We start from the raw sequence: 13,971 nt of genomic DNA, 5'->3' as shown, positions 1-13,971 counted from the left end.
AAATGCGCGATCTCATCGATGGCACAGATTTGTGTAAAAAAACACCACAACGTGGCGTTTTATAAGCCAATTCTTACAAAAATGTCGATTTGGTCGAAAAAAGGTTGCATCATCTCGCTAGCGGAGTATAGTGCGCTTCCACGGACGCGGGGTGGAGCAGCCTGGTAGCTCGTCGGGCTCATAACCCGAAGGTCGTCGGTTCAAATCCGGCCCCCGCAACCAATTAAAATTTGATGAAGTACAAAGCAGTACGGTGACGCGGGGTGGAGCAGCCTGGTAGCTCGTCGGGCTCATAACCCGAAGGTCGTCGGTTCAAATCCGGCCCCCGCAACCAATCAAATTTGACAAAGTAAAGCAGTACGGTGACGCGGGGTGGAGCAGCCTGGTAGCTCGTCGGGCTCATAACCCGAAGGTCGTCGGTTCAAATCCGGCCCCCGCAACCAACATCATAAACACCCTCAAGGGTGTTTTTTTGTTTCTGCCGCCGGCAAACCTCTGCCGAAAACGGGAACAGCCGTTGCCGCCCCCTCGCCGGCTTACCCCTTAGGTAACACAATATTGCTTGCCGCCAGCATGCCCATGCGATGGTACATCGCGCAGGCTGCCTCGACGATCGGCATCGCCAGCGCCGCGCCGCTGCCTTCTCCCAGACGCATGCCCATATTGAGATACGGTTCGAGGCCCAGGTGCGCCAGCGCGATACGCGCCCCCTTCTCCGCCGAATAGTGGGACGGGATCAGATACGGTTTTACCTCCGGCGCTATCTGGCACGCCGCCAGCGCTGCGGCGTAGGAGAGAAAGCCATCCAGCACCACCGGCAGCCCACAGGCCGCCGCCCCCAGCATCACCCCCGCCATCCCCAGCAGATCGAAACCACCGACTTTGCTCAGCACATCGAGACCATCATTCGGGTCGGGCTGATTGACGGCGATAGCCCGCCGCACCACCTCCACCTTGTTGCCAACCTTCGCCAACGGCAGATTGGCGCCAATCCCGACCACCTCCTGCGCATCGCTGCCGGTCAGAACGCTGACCATCGCCGCCGCCGGCGTGGTATTGGCCATCCCCAGCTCGCCGACACCAAACAGAGTAACGCCCTCCTGGGCCAGCGCGCGGGTGTAGCGCATCACCTCCAGCAACAGCTCCTGCCCCTGCTCACGGCTCATCGCCGGACCGCGGGCAATATTGCCGCAGCCCCGCGCCACCCGCATATTCACCACGCCGGGGAGCGGTTCGCTATCGATACCGACATCAATTACATGCACTTTCGCCCCGGCCTGGGCGGCGAGCACGCAGACGCCGGTGGTGCCGCGGGTCATATTTGCCGCCTGGATGGCGGTGACCGCCTTCGGCGAAATCGCCACCCCTTCGTCCCACACCCCATGGTCGGCGCACATCACCAGCAGCGCCTTTTTCGCCACCTGCGGCTGGCCGCCCAGGCCGGGCATTCCCGCCAGCTGAACCGCCAGCGCCTCCAGACGGCCGAGGCTGCCGGGGGGCTTAAGCAAGCCGTCGATATGGTGTTGTGCCCGCACCATGGCGTCAGCGTCCGGCGCGGGGATCGCCCGCAGAACCGTGTTTAAATTTTCCATACAGAATCCCTGCCAGGGCTGGCCCGGTCAGCCAGCGATTGAGTTATTTGATTTTGACGCCGATGCCGGAGACCACCAGCCAGACCGCATCCGCCGCGGCCGCCAGGCGCTGATTGACCCGCCCGGCGATATCGCGAAAATGCCGCGCCAGGCGGTTCTCCGGCACAATGCCCATCCCCACCTCGTTGGTCACCAGCACGACGTGCGCCGGGCAGCGCTGACAGGCGGCAATCAGCACATCAATTTCGTCATCAATAGCCCGCTCCATGGCGGCGTAATCCCAGCCGTCGGGGTCGCTGTCGCCGCCGAGCGCGAACAGCAGGTTGGTGACCATGGTGGTGATACACTCCAGCAGAATCGCCTCCGCTGGGGCGATATCCGGGGTGATCAGTTCATCAAGCTGCTGCCAGCGCTCGGCGGTGCGCCAGTGGGCGGGCCTGCCGTCGCGATGGTGCTGGATCCTTGCGGCCATCTCGTCGTCAAAGATTTGCGAGGTGGCGATATATAACACCTGCGGCGCATCGGCAATCAGCGCCTCGGCATGGCGGCTTTTGCCGCTGCGCGCGCCGCCGGTAACCAGAGTCAGCATAGGGGCTCCTGATGTTGGCGCATGATGGCGTAAATTTTATCGATGGCGATATGTTCGCGCATGGCGTCCGCCAGCCGATCAAACTGCCGGGTTTTATAGCGGGCATACTCCAGGGCGCTATCCAGCGGCGCCAGCCCTTTGCGCTGGCGCAGGCCGTTGAGCAGCGCCCGGGTAAAGGCATCGCTGTCGAACAGGCCATGGAGATAGGTGCCGAATGCCAGGCCGTCGTCGCTTATCGCCCCGTCCTCTACTGACTGTCCCGCTTTATGCAGCTGCAGCAGCGGCGGGCTGCCGGCCTCACGGCGCGTCTCGCCCATATGAATTTCGTAGCCACTGACAGGCAGACCTGCCGCGTCGGCTAACCATTCCGGGAGTTTAGTTCCCAGGGTCGCCTGCACCTGGGTGGTGGTTTTATGCTGGGCGAAGTGGGTCACGGTCTTCAGCACCCCCAGTCCGGGCTGGGTGCCAAGGCCAGACTCCACCTCATCGATAATGGTTTCGCCGAGCATCTGATAGCCGCCGCAGATCCCCAGCAGCGGCACCTTGCGCTGCCGGGCCTGCTCGACTGCATGCGCCATGCCGCTCTCGCGCAGCCAGCACAGATCGCCGAGGGTATTTTTACTGCCCGGGAGAATGACCAGGTCGGCGTCGGCCAGCGCCTGCGGGTCGCGGACATAGCGCACCCGGACGTCTGGCTGCGCCGCCAGGGCGTTAAAGTCGGTAAAATTGGCGATATGCGGCAGGTGAACCACGGCGATGTCGATGTCGCGCCGGTCGGTGCGATGGTATTTCCCGGCCTGCAGCGCGACGCCGTCCTCATCCTCGAGATCCACGTCAAGCCACGGCATAACGCCCAGCACCGGCACCCCGGTCAACGCCTCGATTTGCTCTATCCCCGAGCGCAGGAGCGCCACATCGCCGCGGAATTTATTGATGATCACCCCTTTCACCCGCGCCCGCTCCTGAGGCTGCAGCAGCGCCAGCGTGCCGTAAATCGCGGCAAACACCCCGCCGCGGTCGATATCGGCCACCAGGATCACCGGGCATTGCGCCATCTCGGCCATGCCCATATTGACGATATCGCGGTCGCGCAGGTTAATCTCCGCCGGACTGCCGGCCCCTTCCAGCACCAGCGCCTCATACTCTCCGGCCAGGCTCTGGTAGACCGCGAGGATCTGTTCGCGCAGGCGCGGCTTGTACTGGTGATAGCTCACCGCGTCCATGCTGGTCGCCACCTGCCCCATCAGGACCACCTGCGCCTGACGGTCGCTGGTGGGCTTGAGCAAAATCGGGTTCATGCGGACATCCGGCGCGATCCCTGCCGCTTCGGCCTGGAAAATCTGCGCCCGGCCCATCTCTTTGCCATCCGGCGTAATGCCGGAGTTCAGCGCCATATTCTGTGATTTAAACGGCGCGGTACGCAGCCCATCCTGATGAAAAATACGGCACAGTCCCGCCACCAGTACGCTTTTCCCCACGTCGGAAGCCGTGCCCTGTAACATCACTGCCAGCGTCATGACGCCTCCTTTATCGCGCCTATCGCGTTGTTGTGCATCCGCTGAAAAAACTCCGCTTCGGTTTTACACAGCGGCAATCCCAGTTCGCTATGAAGTTTCACCAGCCACGGCTGCGTCAATCCCGCCTGGGCCATGATCGCCGCGCAGGCAAATACCTCGCCGGGATCCCCCGCGGCCAGCACTTCGCCGTGACGCAGAACGTAAACGGCGTCGCTCACCTCATAGATCAGATCGATATCGTGGCTGGAGATCACCACGCGCCGCCCCTGCCCGACAATGCGCCGGATGATGGCGATCATCTGCGCCCGCCCCCGGGGATCGAGGCCCGCGGTGGGCTCGTCAAGCAGCAGGTAGCGCGCCTGCAGCACCAGCGCCCCGGCGATCGCCACCCGTTTTTTCTGCCCATGGCTGAGACACTGGATCGGCTGCTGGCGAAACCCCTGAGCATCAACGAGGGTCAACGCTTCATCCACCCGGCGGGCGATCTCCTCTTCCGCCACCCCGAGATTACGCAGGCTAAAAGCGATATCGCTGTCGATATCGGTATAGAAGATCTGCTGATCCGGATCCTGAAACACCGTCGCCACCTGCTGGCGCAGCGCCAGCAGACCGCGCTTGCTGTAATTCAGCGCCTCTCCCTGCCACAGCACCGCCCCCTGCTGCGGGCGCAGCAGGCCGCTCAGGTTCATAAACAGCGTCGACTTTCCGCAGCCGTTGGCCCCCACCAGGCCGGTCACCGCATGGCGGGAAAAATCCAGCGTCAGCCCTTTAAGTACCGGCTCATCCTGATAGCGAAACCAGAGATCGGTTGTGGCAAGCATACTTATCCTTAGAGGTGAAAATCACCCTGGTACAATTTGATATCCAGCGCGGTGCTCATCTGCTGATAGCGCAGGAGGACGCGAGTGAACAGCAGTCCCACCAGCATCGCCAGCGAGCGATAGCCCTGCGGCACGCTACCATAGCCAAAACGTAGGGTTTGCGCGCGGTGAATCGCCATCGCCTCGTCCAACAGAATAAAAATGAAGCGCCAGGTCAGCAGGATCTGCTCCGTCAACAGTCGCGGTACGCGACCGCGCTTGAGCAAGATAATCAGCTGTGGGAAAGGCAGATTAAGCACCAGCCAGAGCGTGGCCGCCATCGCTGCCAGGCTGCGCCAGAAGGTCTCCCCGGCCACGACCAGCCCCGGAGTGGACACTCCTATAGAGAAAGCGCCCAGCCGGATGCTGGCTAACAGCATCTGCGGGTCGCGGCTGACGCTGAACACAATGGTCAGCACGCCGACCAGCAAAAAGCCAAAGGGTAGCGCCATCCAGCGGCACCAGCGCCAGAATGAGACCCGCAGCAGCCAGCAGGTCAGCGCGGCGGTCAGCGCCAGCGTCAGCGCCTGGCCCCACGCCGGCAGCGTAAAGGCCAGCACCATCAGCAGCAGCCAGAGCAGAAACTTACGCTCTGGCGCCACGTGCAACCAGCGGCTCTGGTAGCTGAGTCGGTCAAACCCGGTCATCACGGCGCTGTCTGCCCCTCGCATACCCGAGAATGTAAAAAATCACCGCCGCGCCCAGCGAGCCCTGCAGGGTAAACAGCAGGCTCTCAATCTCGCCGCTCGCCGGTTCGTACAGCGGCTGGAACCAGGGTTGATAATCCGGCGCCACCACCTGGATCTGGCTCTCCGCTTCGCCGTCCGAACCGCCAAACTCACCGCCGTGGTTAATAAAAAAGGGCAGGATCATCAGGGCAACCACCATCACCAACAAGATCAGGGGCTTTTTCATATTAATGTCCCTCCGCGGCGATCAGCCGCCGTTTGGTCAGTTGATCGTAGATCATCACGGTAAGCAATCCTTCCGCGATGGCGATCGGGATCTGCGTCAGGCAGAAGATCCCCATAAACTTCAGGATCGATCCACCTGCCCCGGTGGCCGGATCGGGAAAGGCCACCCCGAGCTGGACGGAGGTGACAAAATAGGTCATCAGATCCGCCAGCATGGCGCAGAGAAAGACCCCGACATCGCGACGGATCCCCGCCCGGCAGGCCAGCTTCCACACCAGATAGCCGACCATCGGGCCGATCACCGCCATCGACATCCCGTTAGCGCCAAGGGTGGTCAGGCCGCCATGTGCCAGCAGCAGCGCCTGGAACAGCAGAACGATCGCCCCCAGCACCGCCACCACGCCCGGCCCGAAGAGGATCACCGCCAGACCAACGCCGGTCGGGTGCGAGCAACTGCCGGTCACCGACGGGATCTTCAGCGCCGAAAGAACAAAAATAAACGCCCCGCAGAGGGCCAGGAGCACCTTCTGATTGCTCTCCTCCTGGACGATACGCCGCAGGCGCACCAGGCCGTACCACAGGCAGGGTAAAAACAGCAGCCACCACGCCAGCGCCCACATCGGCGGTAAAAAACCCTCCATGATATGCATGGCGAACGCCTCCTGCGGGACGATGATCAGCAGAACAGCCGCTGCCAGCCCCCCGTACGAAAGCTGCTTCAGCGATTTCACCTGATTCATTACGCCTCCTCCCACTGTTTGTTAACCAGGATGGTCGAGAAATAGGGCAGCGGCTGGTCATCGCTGACCTCGCGCAGACGGCGCCAGCACTGCTCGCCCGGCAGGGTGGCCTCTGACATCATCAGCGCCGCATCCAGCAGCCCCGCCTGCGCCAGCAGCGCCTTAATGCGGGCGAAGCGGCCGTAGACTTTCATCAGCACCAGACTGTCATGCTGGCGCAGCGCCGCGGCAATGTCCGTTTCCGGCGCGGTACAGGAGATCACCGCCAGCGACTGCTGCTCCATAGCCAGCGGGGTTTTCGCCCGCGCGGCAATGGCGGCGAAGGAGGTAACGCCAGGGACAATCTCCAGCCAGTCCGGGCAGCCAATCCGCTGCAGCAGAAAGACCCAGGTGCTGAACAACATGGCGTCTCCGAGGGTGATAAATCCGACCTGCCTGCCCGCCGCCACCTCCTGGGCCAGCGCCGCGGCGACGTCGTTCCACACCGCCTCTTTTTCCGCGCTGTCGGCGCTCATCGGAAAATGGCAGCAGCGGACCTCCGTGTGTGCGCCAAGGTACTCGCGCACGATGGAGAGCGCGAGGCTGTCGCCGCCTTTGCGGCCGGCTGGCGCATACAGCACATCCAGCTGGCCGAGGATCCGCGCCGCACGCACGGTGATCAGATCGGCCGCCCCCGGCCCGGTGCTCAGGGCGTAGAGTTTGCCGCTCATGCTGCTTTCTCCATCGCGTTATTCAGCGCCTGCTGCAGATGGGCGACAAACATTGCCCGCACCGCCGGATTTTCCCCTAACCCGTTCAGCCACGGCGTGGCAGGAATACCGGCGGCATTAAAGCGGGTTTTCCACGAATCGTCTTCGTCGGAGGCCATATCATTAATGGCATGATCGCCGGCCACCAGCATCAGGGGCATCAGATGCACGCCGGTCACGCCCTGGCGGGAGAGTTCGTTAATGACGATGTCCACTTCGGGATAGCTTTCCACCGCCCCCACCCGCGCCGGAAAACCCTGCACCGCCATCATATGATCCAGACAAGCGTAGGCCGCGAAGGCGTGGTGGCTGGCGCCGTGCCCCATAAACACCACTCGCTCCGTCGCCGCCAGCGGCGGCATCTGCTGGCGCAGGGCCTGCATCAGCTGAACATAATCGCCATGACCGCTCAGCAGCGGCACGCCCAGCGTCAGGCGCTGAAAGCGCGGGCGCAGGCTCTGCACTTCGCGAACGATCTTCTCGTACTCGTCGCCGTTGATAATGTGCAGGGACTGGATCGCCACATCCTGGTACCCCTGCTCAGCCAGCTTTTGCAGGGCCTGCAGCGGGGTATCGATATGGATACCGTCGCGCTGCCGCAGTTTGCGAATAATCATCCCCGAGGTGAAGGCGCGGAACAGCGTGCGATCCGGACAGCTGGCGGCCAGATCGCGCTCGCAGGCGGTAATGTTCTTCTCGCGGGTGTCGTGATAGCTGGTGCCGAAGCTCACCACCAGAAGTGCTTTTTTCATATCCTGTTCCTCAAGTCGCCGACAGCCAGCGCGTCAGCCGCGTAGCGAAATCGGCCTGGCTTTCCAGTAATTCATCGCCCTTCACCAGCGGCGCCGGGCGGGTAATGACGATGCAGGGGATCCCCGCATCAAGACAGGGTTGTACTTTTTCCTGATAGCCCCCTTCCGCGCCCGAGGCTTTCGTGACCACAACATCAGCCCGGCACTGGCGATAAAAGGCGGCGTTAAATTCGGCGCTGAACGGCCCGCAGAGGGCAAAGATTTCCCCGACGCCAAACCCCAGATCGCTACAGTGCTGAACCACCTCCGGCACCGGCAGCACCCGGGCGAGCAGCGTTTTCTCCGCCAGTCCCGCCCGCCAGGCCGCCAGATCTTTGCTGCCGGTGGTCAGCAGGATCCGCTCCCCGAGGCGACGGGCCAGCGCGCAGGCCTCGTTCAGATCGCCGACCACGTGAAGTAGCGGATGGCGCAGATCGCTCAGCTGCTCCGGCCTTTGATAGCGGCTGAGCAGGACCCCGACGCTGGCGCAGGCGCGCACAATATTCTGGCTGACCACTTCGGCGTAGGGGTGAGAGGCGTCAATCACCCAGCGGGTGCGCTGCGCCCTGAGCCACTCCGCCATCTGCTGCCACTCCATGCGCCCGCAGCGTATCCGCCCGCGGATATCGCCGGCCAGCCGCTCGCCGGTGGGGGTCGCCACCGACAGGGTGTAGCGCACGCCGGCGGCGTCCAGCTGCTGGCAGATCGCCCGCGCATCGCTGGTGCCCCCGATAACCAGCACGTCGCCGTGGTTCACAGCGCGTAGCCTCGCGGGGTGATCATCAGACCGTTGTCGATGTAAGTCGCTTTGTTGCCGACGATGACCAGACTGGTCATATCCACCGGGGCAAAATCCATCTCTCCGAGGGTGGTCAGCCATTTCTCCTGCTTTTTGCGCCCGGCGGATTTGACTACGCCGACCGGCGTGTCCGGGCTTTTGCTGGCCGCCAGCAGCGCAAAGGCGCGCGCCAGATGCCCTTCGCGGCCGCGGCTGCGGGGGTTGTAAAAACAGATAACGAAGTCTGCTTCCCCTGCGGCGACAATGCGTTTTTCAATCACTGGCCACGGCGTCAGCAGATCGCTGAGGCTGATATGGCAGAAATCATGCATCAGCGGCGCGCCGAGCAGCGAGGCGGCGGCGATACTCGCCGTCATCCCTGGGATCAGACGGACCTCAATGTCCAGCTGCTGCTTATTGACCAGCTCCAGCACCAGCCCCGCCATGCCGTAGATGCCGGCGTCGCCGCTGCTGATCAGCGCAACGTTGTTCCCGGCCTGCGCCAGCTCAATGGCGGCCTGGCAGCGTTCAATCTCTTTGCACATGCCGGTTTTGATCACCTGCTTGTCACCGGTAAAGGCTTTTACCAGGTGGGTGTAGGTCTTGTAGCCCACCACAATCTCTGCCGCCTGCAGGGCCTCCACGGCTTCCATGGTCATCATCGCCTGCGAGCCAGGGCCAATTCCGATTACGCTTAACATCAGTGTGTTACTCCCAAAGTAATGGTCACGCCCTGCTCGCGCAGGGTTTCGCCGGACAGGTTTCCCTGACTCAGCAGCCAGGCCACCGGACCGGAGACGCTGCCGACGCCGACCGTCTCCCGGACAAAAGACGAGGCCGGAAAGCGGTGCTCGTGCTCGCGCAGCGCCTCGGCGCTGAAGGTTTCGAACGGCACCCGGCAGCGGTGAGCCAACTGGCGCAACCCCGGCTCGTTTGCCTTCAGGCTCACGCTGCCGATCGCTTTCAGCGCCAGCGGGTCAAGACGCTGAGCGGCAAGCTGGCGATCCAGCAACGTACAGAGCAAGGAACAGGGGGTGTCGCGCCGACAGCCGATGCCCGCCACCACCCGCTGGGGCACCAGCTTCCAGTGAGGTACCGGCAGCGACGGCAGCGACCGGCGCAGGGTGACGCAGATCAGCGCGTCGAGCGCCGGCAAGCGCGCCAGGTCGCTTACCGGGATAAAGCCGCGTTGGTCGCACCGGCTTAGCGCCTCGGTGAATTCGCCGTCGCACCACAGCCCCACCCGCTTGCCGCTCACCAGCATCTGGTTGACGGTTTTCACCGCCGCGCGAAAATCGGTCATCCGGGCGTTCAGCTGGAAGGCCAACGTGTCGAGGGCGGCCAGCTCGTTGACATCGGTGGCGGTGGTGATCACCGGGTCGGCGTCGAGCATCCCGGCCAGATAGCGGGTCAGCGCATTCGCCCCCCCGGCATGGCCGGAGAGCAGGCTGATGACGTGCCGGGCGCGCTCATCAATCACCACCACCGCCGGGTCGCTGAACTTGTCATTCACCAGCGGGGCCAGCACCCGCACGGCAATCCCGGTGGCGCCGATAAAAATCAGCGCCGAGAAGCTGCTGAATGCCTCGCGGGCTGCGCTGGCAAAGCCGCCGTTGAAGGGGATAAACCCCTCTTCCTGCAGCGCTTCGCTGGTGTAGCAGGTGAGCGGCAGCATGGCCGCCAGCCGTTTTGCCAGCCGCACGCCGCCGGGCGTCAGGCAAAACAGGGCAATGGATTCAGGCTTTACGGTATTCATGGCTAAAATCCGCTGCGTACAGTTTTGAGTAGTGATACTCATCGCCGAGGAAGGGGCCGACCAGGATCAGCGCCGTTTTGCGGATCCCGGCGTCGCGTACTTTGTCGCCGATGTCCGCGAGGGTACCGCGGACGGTCTGGCTTTCCGGCCAGGTGGCCTTGTAAATCACCGCGACCGGGGTGGTCGCGGGGTAGCCGCCCTCCACCAGCCGCTCCGCCACCCGGTGAATACGTTGCACCGACAGGTAAATCGCCATCGAGGTTTGATGGCTGGCAAAGGCCTCCAGCTGTTCGCGCGCGGGAACCGGCGTGCGCCCTTCCAGACGGGTAATAATCAGACTCTGCGAGACTTCGGGCACCGTATACTCCACCCCCAGCTCCGCCGCCGCGCCGAGGAAAGCGCTGACGCCCGGCACCACCTGCCAGCGGATCCCGCGGCGGGTCAACTCTTCGCCCTGCTCGCGCACCGAGCCATACAGCGAGACGTCGCCCGTCTGCAGACGCACCACCGTTTTTCCCGCCTTCACCCCCGCCTCCATCAGGTCGAGGATCTGCTCCAGATGCAGCGCGGCGCTGTCGTGGCACTCCGCCTGTGGCGGACAGTAGGCCAGCAGCTCGGTGTTGATCAGCGACCCGGCGTAGATCACCACCTGCGCCTGCTGCAGCAGACGGTAGCCTTTGAGAGTAATCAGTTCACGATCGCCCGGACCGGCGCCGACGAACCACACGCAATGGGGATCAAAAGTCTCAGCCATGGTTTTCTTCCTTCTGACAGGCGATGACAAAAACGGGATTATGGGGTTTGAAATAGTGGCCGCTGCCCAGGGTAGCCAGGGTGGAGACCGCCAGCTGCTGGCAGTCCACCTCGTGGATGCCGCACTGCTGCAGGTGCCCCAGGGCGCTATGAAGGTTTTCCTGCAAAATAAAAGTCATCACCAGCCGGCCGCCGGGATGCAGCTGCGCCAGCGACCAGTCGATCAGCGCCGTCAGGTGGCCGCCGCTGCCCCCCATAAAGATCGCGTCGGCTTTGTCGGCGACCGCCAGCGGCGCAACGCCCGCCACGATAGCGATGTTGTCGCAGCCAAAGCGCTGCCGGTTGTCCGCCAGCAGGCGCAGCGCGTCGGCCTGACGCTCAATCGCCGTCACCCGCAGCGCCGGGTTCTGCAGGGCGGCCTCAATGCTGACGCTGCCGGTGCCCGCGCCGATATCAATCAGGTGGCGCGCCCGGTGCAGCTCCAGCTTCGCCAGCGCCAGCGCGCGCACGGCCTCTTTGGTCATCGGCACCTGGGCGCCGCGCAAAAACAGCTCATCTTTCATCGAGGATCACCACCGCATTCATCTCATATTCGTCCTCCACGGCGCTGACCGGCAGCCAGTGGATCCGCTCGTTTTCCATCGCCAGATTTTCGCCGATCACCATCCAGCGGTGGCCTTTGCCGCGGGCCGTCAGTTGGGCGGCAATCTCCCGCGGCCCGCAGCGGCCGTCGGTCACCATGGCGACTTTCCGGTGGGCGGCCAGCGCATCGACGCTCAACTCCCGGCCATGGCTGCTGGTCAGCCACATGTCGTTCATGTCGATGCCCGCCCGGGCGCAGAGGTACTGCACCGCGCTGATGCCAGGGATCACCTGCACCCGTTCCCGGCCAAAATGGGCAATCAGCCGGGTGCCAATGCCATAGAACAGCGGATCGCCGGAGGCCAGCACCACGACGCGGCGCCCGGCGCGGGCCTCGATCCACGCCAGCAGCGCCGGAATATCAGCCCCCAGCGCAAAGCGCTCGCCGGCGAAGGCGGGAAACTGCCGGAGGTGGCGGCTGCCGCCCACCAGCGCCTCGGCGGCGGCGATTGCCTCGCGCGCGGCCGGGGCCAGCCACTGCAGCCCCGCCGGGCCCATTCCCACGACCGTCAACATGTCAGCTCCCGGGCAATCGCCGCCAGCGGACGGCTGCTGCCCAGCACCTGGTTATCAAAAGAAAACAGAACCGCGTCGCAGGTGGGCGGGTGCTGAGTGAAGCGCAGCATCTCAAGAACGCGCTGGCAGATACGCTCAGCCAGATGGTTATAGAGGCGCTGGTATCCCCAGGCGTCGATATGCTCCATTGCCGCTTCGGTGGTGTCGCACTCGCTGACCAGCGTCAGCAGCGGCAACGGCGCGCCAAGCAGCGCCAGATGGGCGACGAGGGTTTCCATCCGCGCATCGGCGATATGGCTGTGGGTATGAAAGATCCCGGCGGCGATTTTGATCAGTTTGCCGGGGTGGCCGATGAGCACAATCTGGCGGAAACCGAGCCGGACCGCCTCTTCAATCATGTAGCCGACGAAGTTGCTCATGGTGACCACCACCTGCGGGTCGATGCCCATCTGCTCGCGGACAAAGCGCTCGCCGTGGTTGCCCGGCACCAGCACCACGCGCTCCAGCCCGGCGGCGCGTTTTATCTCCAGCTCGAGGGAGAGCGAGCGCTTCCAGCTCTCTTCCGACATCGGGGTGACGATCCCGGTGGTGCCGATAATCGAGATGCCGCCGAGGATCCCCAGCCGCGCGTTATAGGTTTTTTGCGCGCGAAGTACACCTTCCGGGGCAAAGATCTCCACCTGCGCGCCACGGGAAGGGCCAATCGCTTCGCGAACGGCGGTCTCGATGGTGTGCCGCGGAGTACGGTTTATCGCCGGGCTGCCTGTCGGCAGACCGATCCCTTTGCGGGTCACCGTGCCGATGCCCTCGCCGCCCTGCAGGCTAATCTCTCCGCTGTCATTGAGGGTCACCCGGGCAAAAATCAGCATGCCGTGGGTGGCGTCGACATCATCGCCGCCGTCTTTACGGATCGCGGCGACCGCCTGCTGCCCTTCGACGTGCGGAGACTCGACGTTCAGGCACAGGGTGACGCCGGAGGGGGTGACGATCGAGACCTGGTGGATCAGATGCTGGCGCATCACCATCAGCGCCGCCACTTTTGCCGCCGCCGTGGCGCAGGAGCCGGTGGTGTAGCCCTTGCGCAGCGCTTTGCCGTGATGCCACACCGGGGCGTCAAAGGTCTGATCGCTCATTGCGCCTCCCGCAGGTGGTAAAGCAGAGCGTTCACAATCGCTGCCGCCACGTTGCTTCCCCCCTTGCGGCCGAGCGCGGCGATGGCCGGCAGGCCGCTCTCGCTGAGCGCCGCTTTCGACTCCGCGGCGCCGACGAACCCGACCGGCACCCCCACCACGCCGCCGATGGCCGTCTCGCGATGTTCCAGCAGGCGAAACAGTGCGGTTGGCGCATTGCCGAAGACGAACACTTTCTCCCCGGGCTCCTGCACCGCAATATCCACCGCCGCCATCGAGCGGGTCATCCCCCGGCTTTGCGCCTCGCGCACCACCCGTGGGTCGCTGATATAGCAGCGGCATTCGCCGCCAAAGCGGGCCAGCAGGGTTTTGTTGATCCCGGACAACGCCATGGTGGTATCGGTATACAGCATGCAGGGCCGGCTCAACGCCTCGCTCAGCGCGATCAGGGCATCCGGAGAAAACCACAGAATATCCAGCCAGTCGAAGTCAGCGGTGGTGTGGATCACCCGCTTGATAATCGCCTCGTGCAGCGAGCTGGCGAAACGGTAGTCCGGTCGCGTTTCGGCGATGATCTCGCTGATGATGTCGAAGCTTTTCGCCTCGATCGCCTGCGGTTGTTGGATGTACTGCATCAGGTTCTC

Annotated in this window: 17 protein-coding genes and 3 tRNA genes; 3 read left to right on the top strand and 17 right to left on the bottom strand. The window is 63.6% G+C overall.

What is annotated here, in order from left to right; genetic code table 11:
• Positions 1-145: 145 nt before the first annotated feature.
• The 3 genes from FHW76_RS16945 to FHW76_RS16935 all read left to right on the top strand — a co-directional run bounded on the left by FHW76_RS16945 (position 146) and on the right by FHW76_RS16935 (position 443).
• Positions 146-222: transfer RNA gene (locus FHW76_RS16945), tRNA-Met, on the top strand.
• Positions 223-257: 35 nt separating this feature from the next.
• Positions 258-334, top strand: a tRNA-Met gene (locus tag FHW76_RS16940).
• A gap of 32 nt (positions 335-366) precedes the next feature.
• Positions 367-443, top strand: a tRNA-Met gene (locus tag FHW76_RS16935).
• Positions 444-536: 93 nt separating this feature from the next.
• Here the strand turns inward: FHW76_RS16935 and cobT are convergent.
• Genes cobT through FHW76_RS16850 form a run of 17 tightly spaced genes read right to left on the bottom strand, consistent with a single transcriptional unit; the run spans position 537 to position 13,962 of the window.
• Complete coding sequence (gene cobT, locus FHW76_RS16930; RefSeq protein WP_044613025.1) at positions 537-1,592, bottom strand: nicotinate-nucleotide--dimethylbenzimidazole phosphoribosyltransferase; 1,056 nt, start codon at positions 1,590-1,592, stop codon at positions 537-539.
• 43 nt (positions 1,593-1,635) lie between these two features.
• Positions 1,636-2,181, bottom strand: a complete 546-nt coding sequence (cobU, locus tag FHW76_RS16925; protein ID WP_032733735.1) for a bifunctional adenosylcobinamide kinase/adenosylcobinamide-phosphate guanylyltransferase — start codon at positions 2,179-2,181, stop codon at positions 1,636-1,638.
• Positions 2,175-3,698, bottom strand: coding sequence for a cobyric acid synthase (locus FHW76_RS16920; protein WP_038421736.1), 1,524 nt, complete (start codon positions 3,696-3,698; stop codon positions 2,175-2,177). Before FHW76_RS16920 ends, cobU begins: the two co-directional genes overlap by 7 nt.
• Positions 3,695-4,519, bottom strand: coding sequence for an energy-coupling factor ABC transporter ATP-binding protein (locus tag FHW76_RS16915; protein ID WP_012540691.1), 825 nt, complete (start codon positions 4,517-4,519; stop codon positions 3,695-3,697). Before FHW76_RS16915 ends, FHW76_RS16920 begins: the two co-directional genes overlap by 4 nt.
• 8 nt (positions 4,520-4,527) lie before the next feature.
• On the bottom strand, positions 4,528-5,205 hold the full coding sequence (locus FHW76_RS16910) for an energy-coupling factor ABC transporter transmembrane protein (RefSeq protein WP_023287951.1): 678 nt from the start codon (positions 5,203-5,205) through the stop codon (positions 4,528-4,530).
• Positions 5,192-5,473 (bottom strand): energy-coupling factor ABC transporter substrate-binding protein, encoded by a 282-nt coding sequence (locus FHW76_RS16905; RefSeq protein ID WP_183476854.1) that lies wholly within the window; start codon positions 5,471-5,473, stop codon positions 5,192-5,194. Before FHW76_RS16905 ends, FHW76_RS16910 begins: the two co-directional genes overlap by 14 nt.
• A 1-nt stretch (position 5,474) precedes the next feature.
• Positions 5,475-6,212, bottom strand: coding sequence for a cobalt ECF transporter S component CbiM (cbiM, locus tag FHW76_RS16900; protein WP_008806286.1), 738 nt, complete (start codon positions 6,210-6,212; stop codon positions 5,475-5,477).
• Entirely contained in the window at positions 6,212-6,922 is a 711-nt protein-coding gene (locus FHW76_RS16895) for a cobalt-factor II C(20)-methyltransferase (RefSeq protein ID WP_008806287.1), read from the bottom strand. The genes cbiM and FHW76_RS16895 overlap by 1 nt, the downstream gene beginning before the upstream one ends.
• A complete protein-coding gene (cbiK, locus tag FHW76_RS16890; RefSeq protein ID WP_008806288.1) occupies positions 6,919-7,713 on the bottom strand; it encodes a sirohydrochlorin cobaltochelatase in 795 nt (264 codons plus the stop codon). Before cbiK ends, FHW76_RS16895 begins: the two co-directional genes overlap by 4 nt.
• 10 nt (positions 7,714-7,723) lie before the next feature.
• On the bottom strand, positions 7,724-8,509 hold the full coding sequence (locus tag FHW76_RS16885) for a cobalt-precorrin-6A reductase (protein WP_008806289.1): 786 nt from the start codon (positions 8,507-8,509) through the stop codon (positions 7,724-7,726).
• Positions 8,506-9,231, bottom strand: a complete 726-nt coding sequence (locus FHW76_RS16880; protein ID WP_008806290.1) for a precorrin-3B C(17)-methyltransferase — start codon at positions 9,229-9,231, stop codon at positions 8,506-8,508. The genes FHW76_RS16885 and FHW76_RS16880 overlap by 4 nt, the downstream gene beginning before the upstream one ends.
• A complete protein-coding gene (gene cbiG, locus FHW76_RS16875; RefSeq protein WP_039102505.1) occupies positions 9,231-10,286 on the bottom strand; it encodes a cobalt-precorrin 5A hydrolase in 1,056 nt (351 codons plus the stop codon). Before cbiG ends, FHW76_RS16880 begins: the two co-directional genes overlap by 1 nt.
• Positions 10,267-11,040 carry a cobalt-precorrin-4 methyltransferase gene (locus FHW76_RS16870; protein WP_004149602.1) on the bottom strand — a complete coding sequence of 258 codons (774 nt, stop codon included), beginning with the start codon at positions 11,038-11,040 and terminating at the stop codon, positions 10,267-10,269. The genes cbiG and FHW76_RS16870 overlap by 20 nt, the downstream gene beginning before the upstream one ends.
• On the bottom strand, positions 11,033-11,602 hold the full coding sequence (locus tag FHW76_RS16865; protein ID WP_023323214.1) for a decarboxylating cobalt-precorrin-6B (C(15))-methyltransferase: 570 nt from the start codon (positions 11,600-11,602) through the stop codon (positions 11,033-11,035). Before FHW76_RS16865 ends, FHW76_RS16870 begins: the two co-directional genes overlap by 8 nt.
• Positions 11,592-12,197: a cobalt-precorrin-7 (C(5))-methyltransferase gene (locus FHW76_RS16860; protein WP_016161751.1), complete on the bottom strand. Its 606-nt coding sequence runs from the start codon at positions 12,195-12,197 to the stop codon at positions 11,592-11,594. Before FHW76_RS16860 ends, FHW76_RS16865 begins: the two co-directional genes overlap by 11 nt.
• Complete coding sequence (gene cbiD / locus FHW76_RS16855) at positions 12,191-13,330, bottom strand: cobalt-precorrin-5B (C(1))-methyltransferase CbiD (protein ID WP_032740947.1); 1,140 nt, start codon at positions 13,328-13,330, stop codon at positions 12,191-12,193. Before cbiD ends, FHW76_RS16860 begins: the two co-directional genes overlap by 7 nt.
• The gene (locus tag FHW76_RS16850; RefSeq protein WP_022065734.1) at positions 13,327-13,962 is read right to left on the bottom strand and encodes a cobalt-precorrin-8 methylmutase; all 636 of its coding nucleotides are present in this window, start codon (positions 13,960-13,962) and stop codon (positions 13,327-13,329) included. Before FHW76_RS16850 ends, cbiD begins: the two co-directional genes overlap by 4 nt.
• Positions 13,963-13,971 lie beyond the last annotated feature (9 nt).

Source organism: Klebsiella sp. RC2 (genome assembly GCF_014192815.1).
GTDB classification, from domain to species: domain Bacteria; phylum Pseudomonadota; class Gammaproteobacteria; order Enterobacterales; family Enterobacteriaceae; genus Klebsiella; species Klebsiella variicola.
This window is presented reverse-complemented; position numbering and strand designations above follow the sequence as displayed.

Coding starts and splice junctions, on each gene's coding strand:
- cobT (WP_044613025.1), bottom strand. CDS start 1,592: ATGGAAAATTTAAACACGGTTCTGCGGGCGATCCCCGCGCCGGACGCT.
- cobU (WP_032733735.1), bottom strand. CDS start 2,181: ATGCTGACTCTGGTTACCGGCGGCGCGCGCAGCGGCAAAAGCCGCCAT.
- FHW76_RS16920 (WP_038421736.1), bottom strand. CDS start 3,698: ATGACGCTGGCAGTGATGTTACAGGGCACGGCTTCCGACGTGGGGAAA.
- FHW76_RS16915 (WP_012540691.1), bottom strand. CDS start 4,519: ATGCTTGCCACAACCGATCTCTGGTTTCGCTATCAGGATGAGCCGGTA.
- FHW76_RS16910 (WP_023287951.1), bottom strand. CDS start 5,205: ATGACCGGGTTTGACCGACTCAGCTACCAGAGCCGCTGGTTGCACGTG.
- FHW76_RS16905 (WP_183476854.1), bottom strand. CDS start 5,473: ATGAAAAAGCCCCTGATCTTGTTGGTGATGGTGGTTGCCCTGATGATC.
- cbiM (WP_008806286.1), bottom strand. CDS start 6,212: ATGAATCAGGTGAAATCGCTGAAGCAGCTTTCGTACGGGGGGCTGGCA.
- FHW76_RS16895 (WP_008806287.1), bottom strand. CDS start 6,922: ATGAGCGGCAAACTCTACGCCCTGAGCACCGGGCCGGGGGCGGCCGAT.
- cbiK (WP_008806288.1), bottom strand. CDS start 7,713: ATGAAAAAAGCACTTCTGGTGGTGAGCTTCGGCACCAGCTATCACGAC.
- FHW76_RS16880 (WP_008806290.1), bottom strand. CDS start 9,231: ATGTTAAGCGTAATCGGAATTGGCCCTGGCTCGCAGGCGATGATGACC.
- cbiG (WP_039102505.1), bottom strand. CDS start 10,286: ATGAATACCGTAAAGCCTGAATCCATTGCCCTGTTTTGCCTGACGCCC.
- FHW76_RS16870 (WP_004149602.1), bottom strand. CDS start 11,040: ATGGCTGAGACTTTTGATCCCCATTGCGTGTGGTTCGTCGGCGCCGGT.
- FHW76_RS16865 (WP_023323214.1), bottom strand. CDS start 11,602: ATGAAAGATGAGCTGTTTTTGCGCGGCGCCCAGGTGCCGATGACCAAA.
- FHW76_RS16860 (WP_016161751.1), bottom strand. CDS start 12,197: ATGTTGACGGTCGTGGGAATGGGCCCGGCGGGGCTGCAGTGGCTGGCC.
- cbiD (WP_032740947.1), bottom strand. CDS start 13,330: ATGAGCGATCAGACCTTTGACGCCCCGGTGTGGCATCACGGCAAAGCG.
- FHW76_RS16850 (WP_022065734.1), bottom strand. CDS start 13,962: ATGCAGTACATCCAACAACCGCAGGCGATCGAGGCGAAAAGCTTCGAC.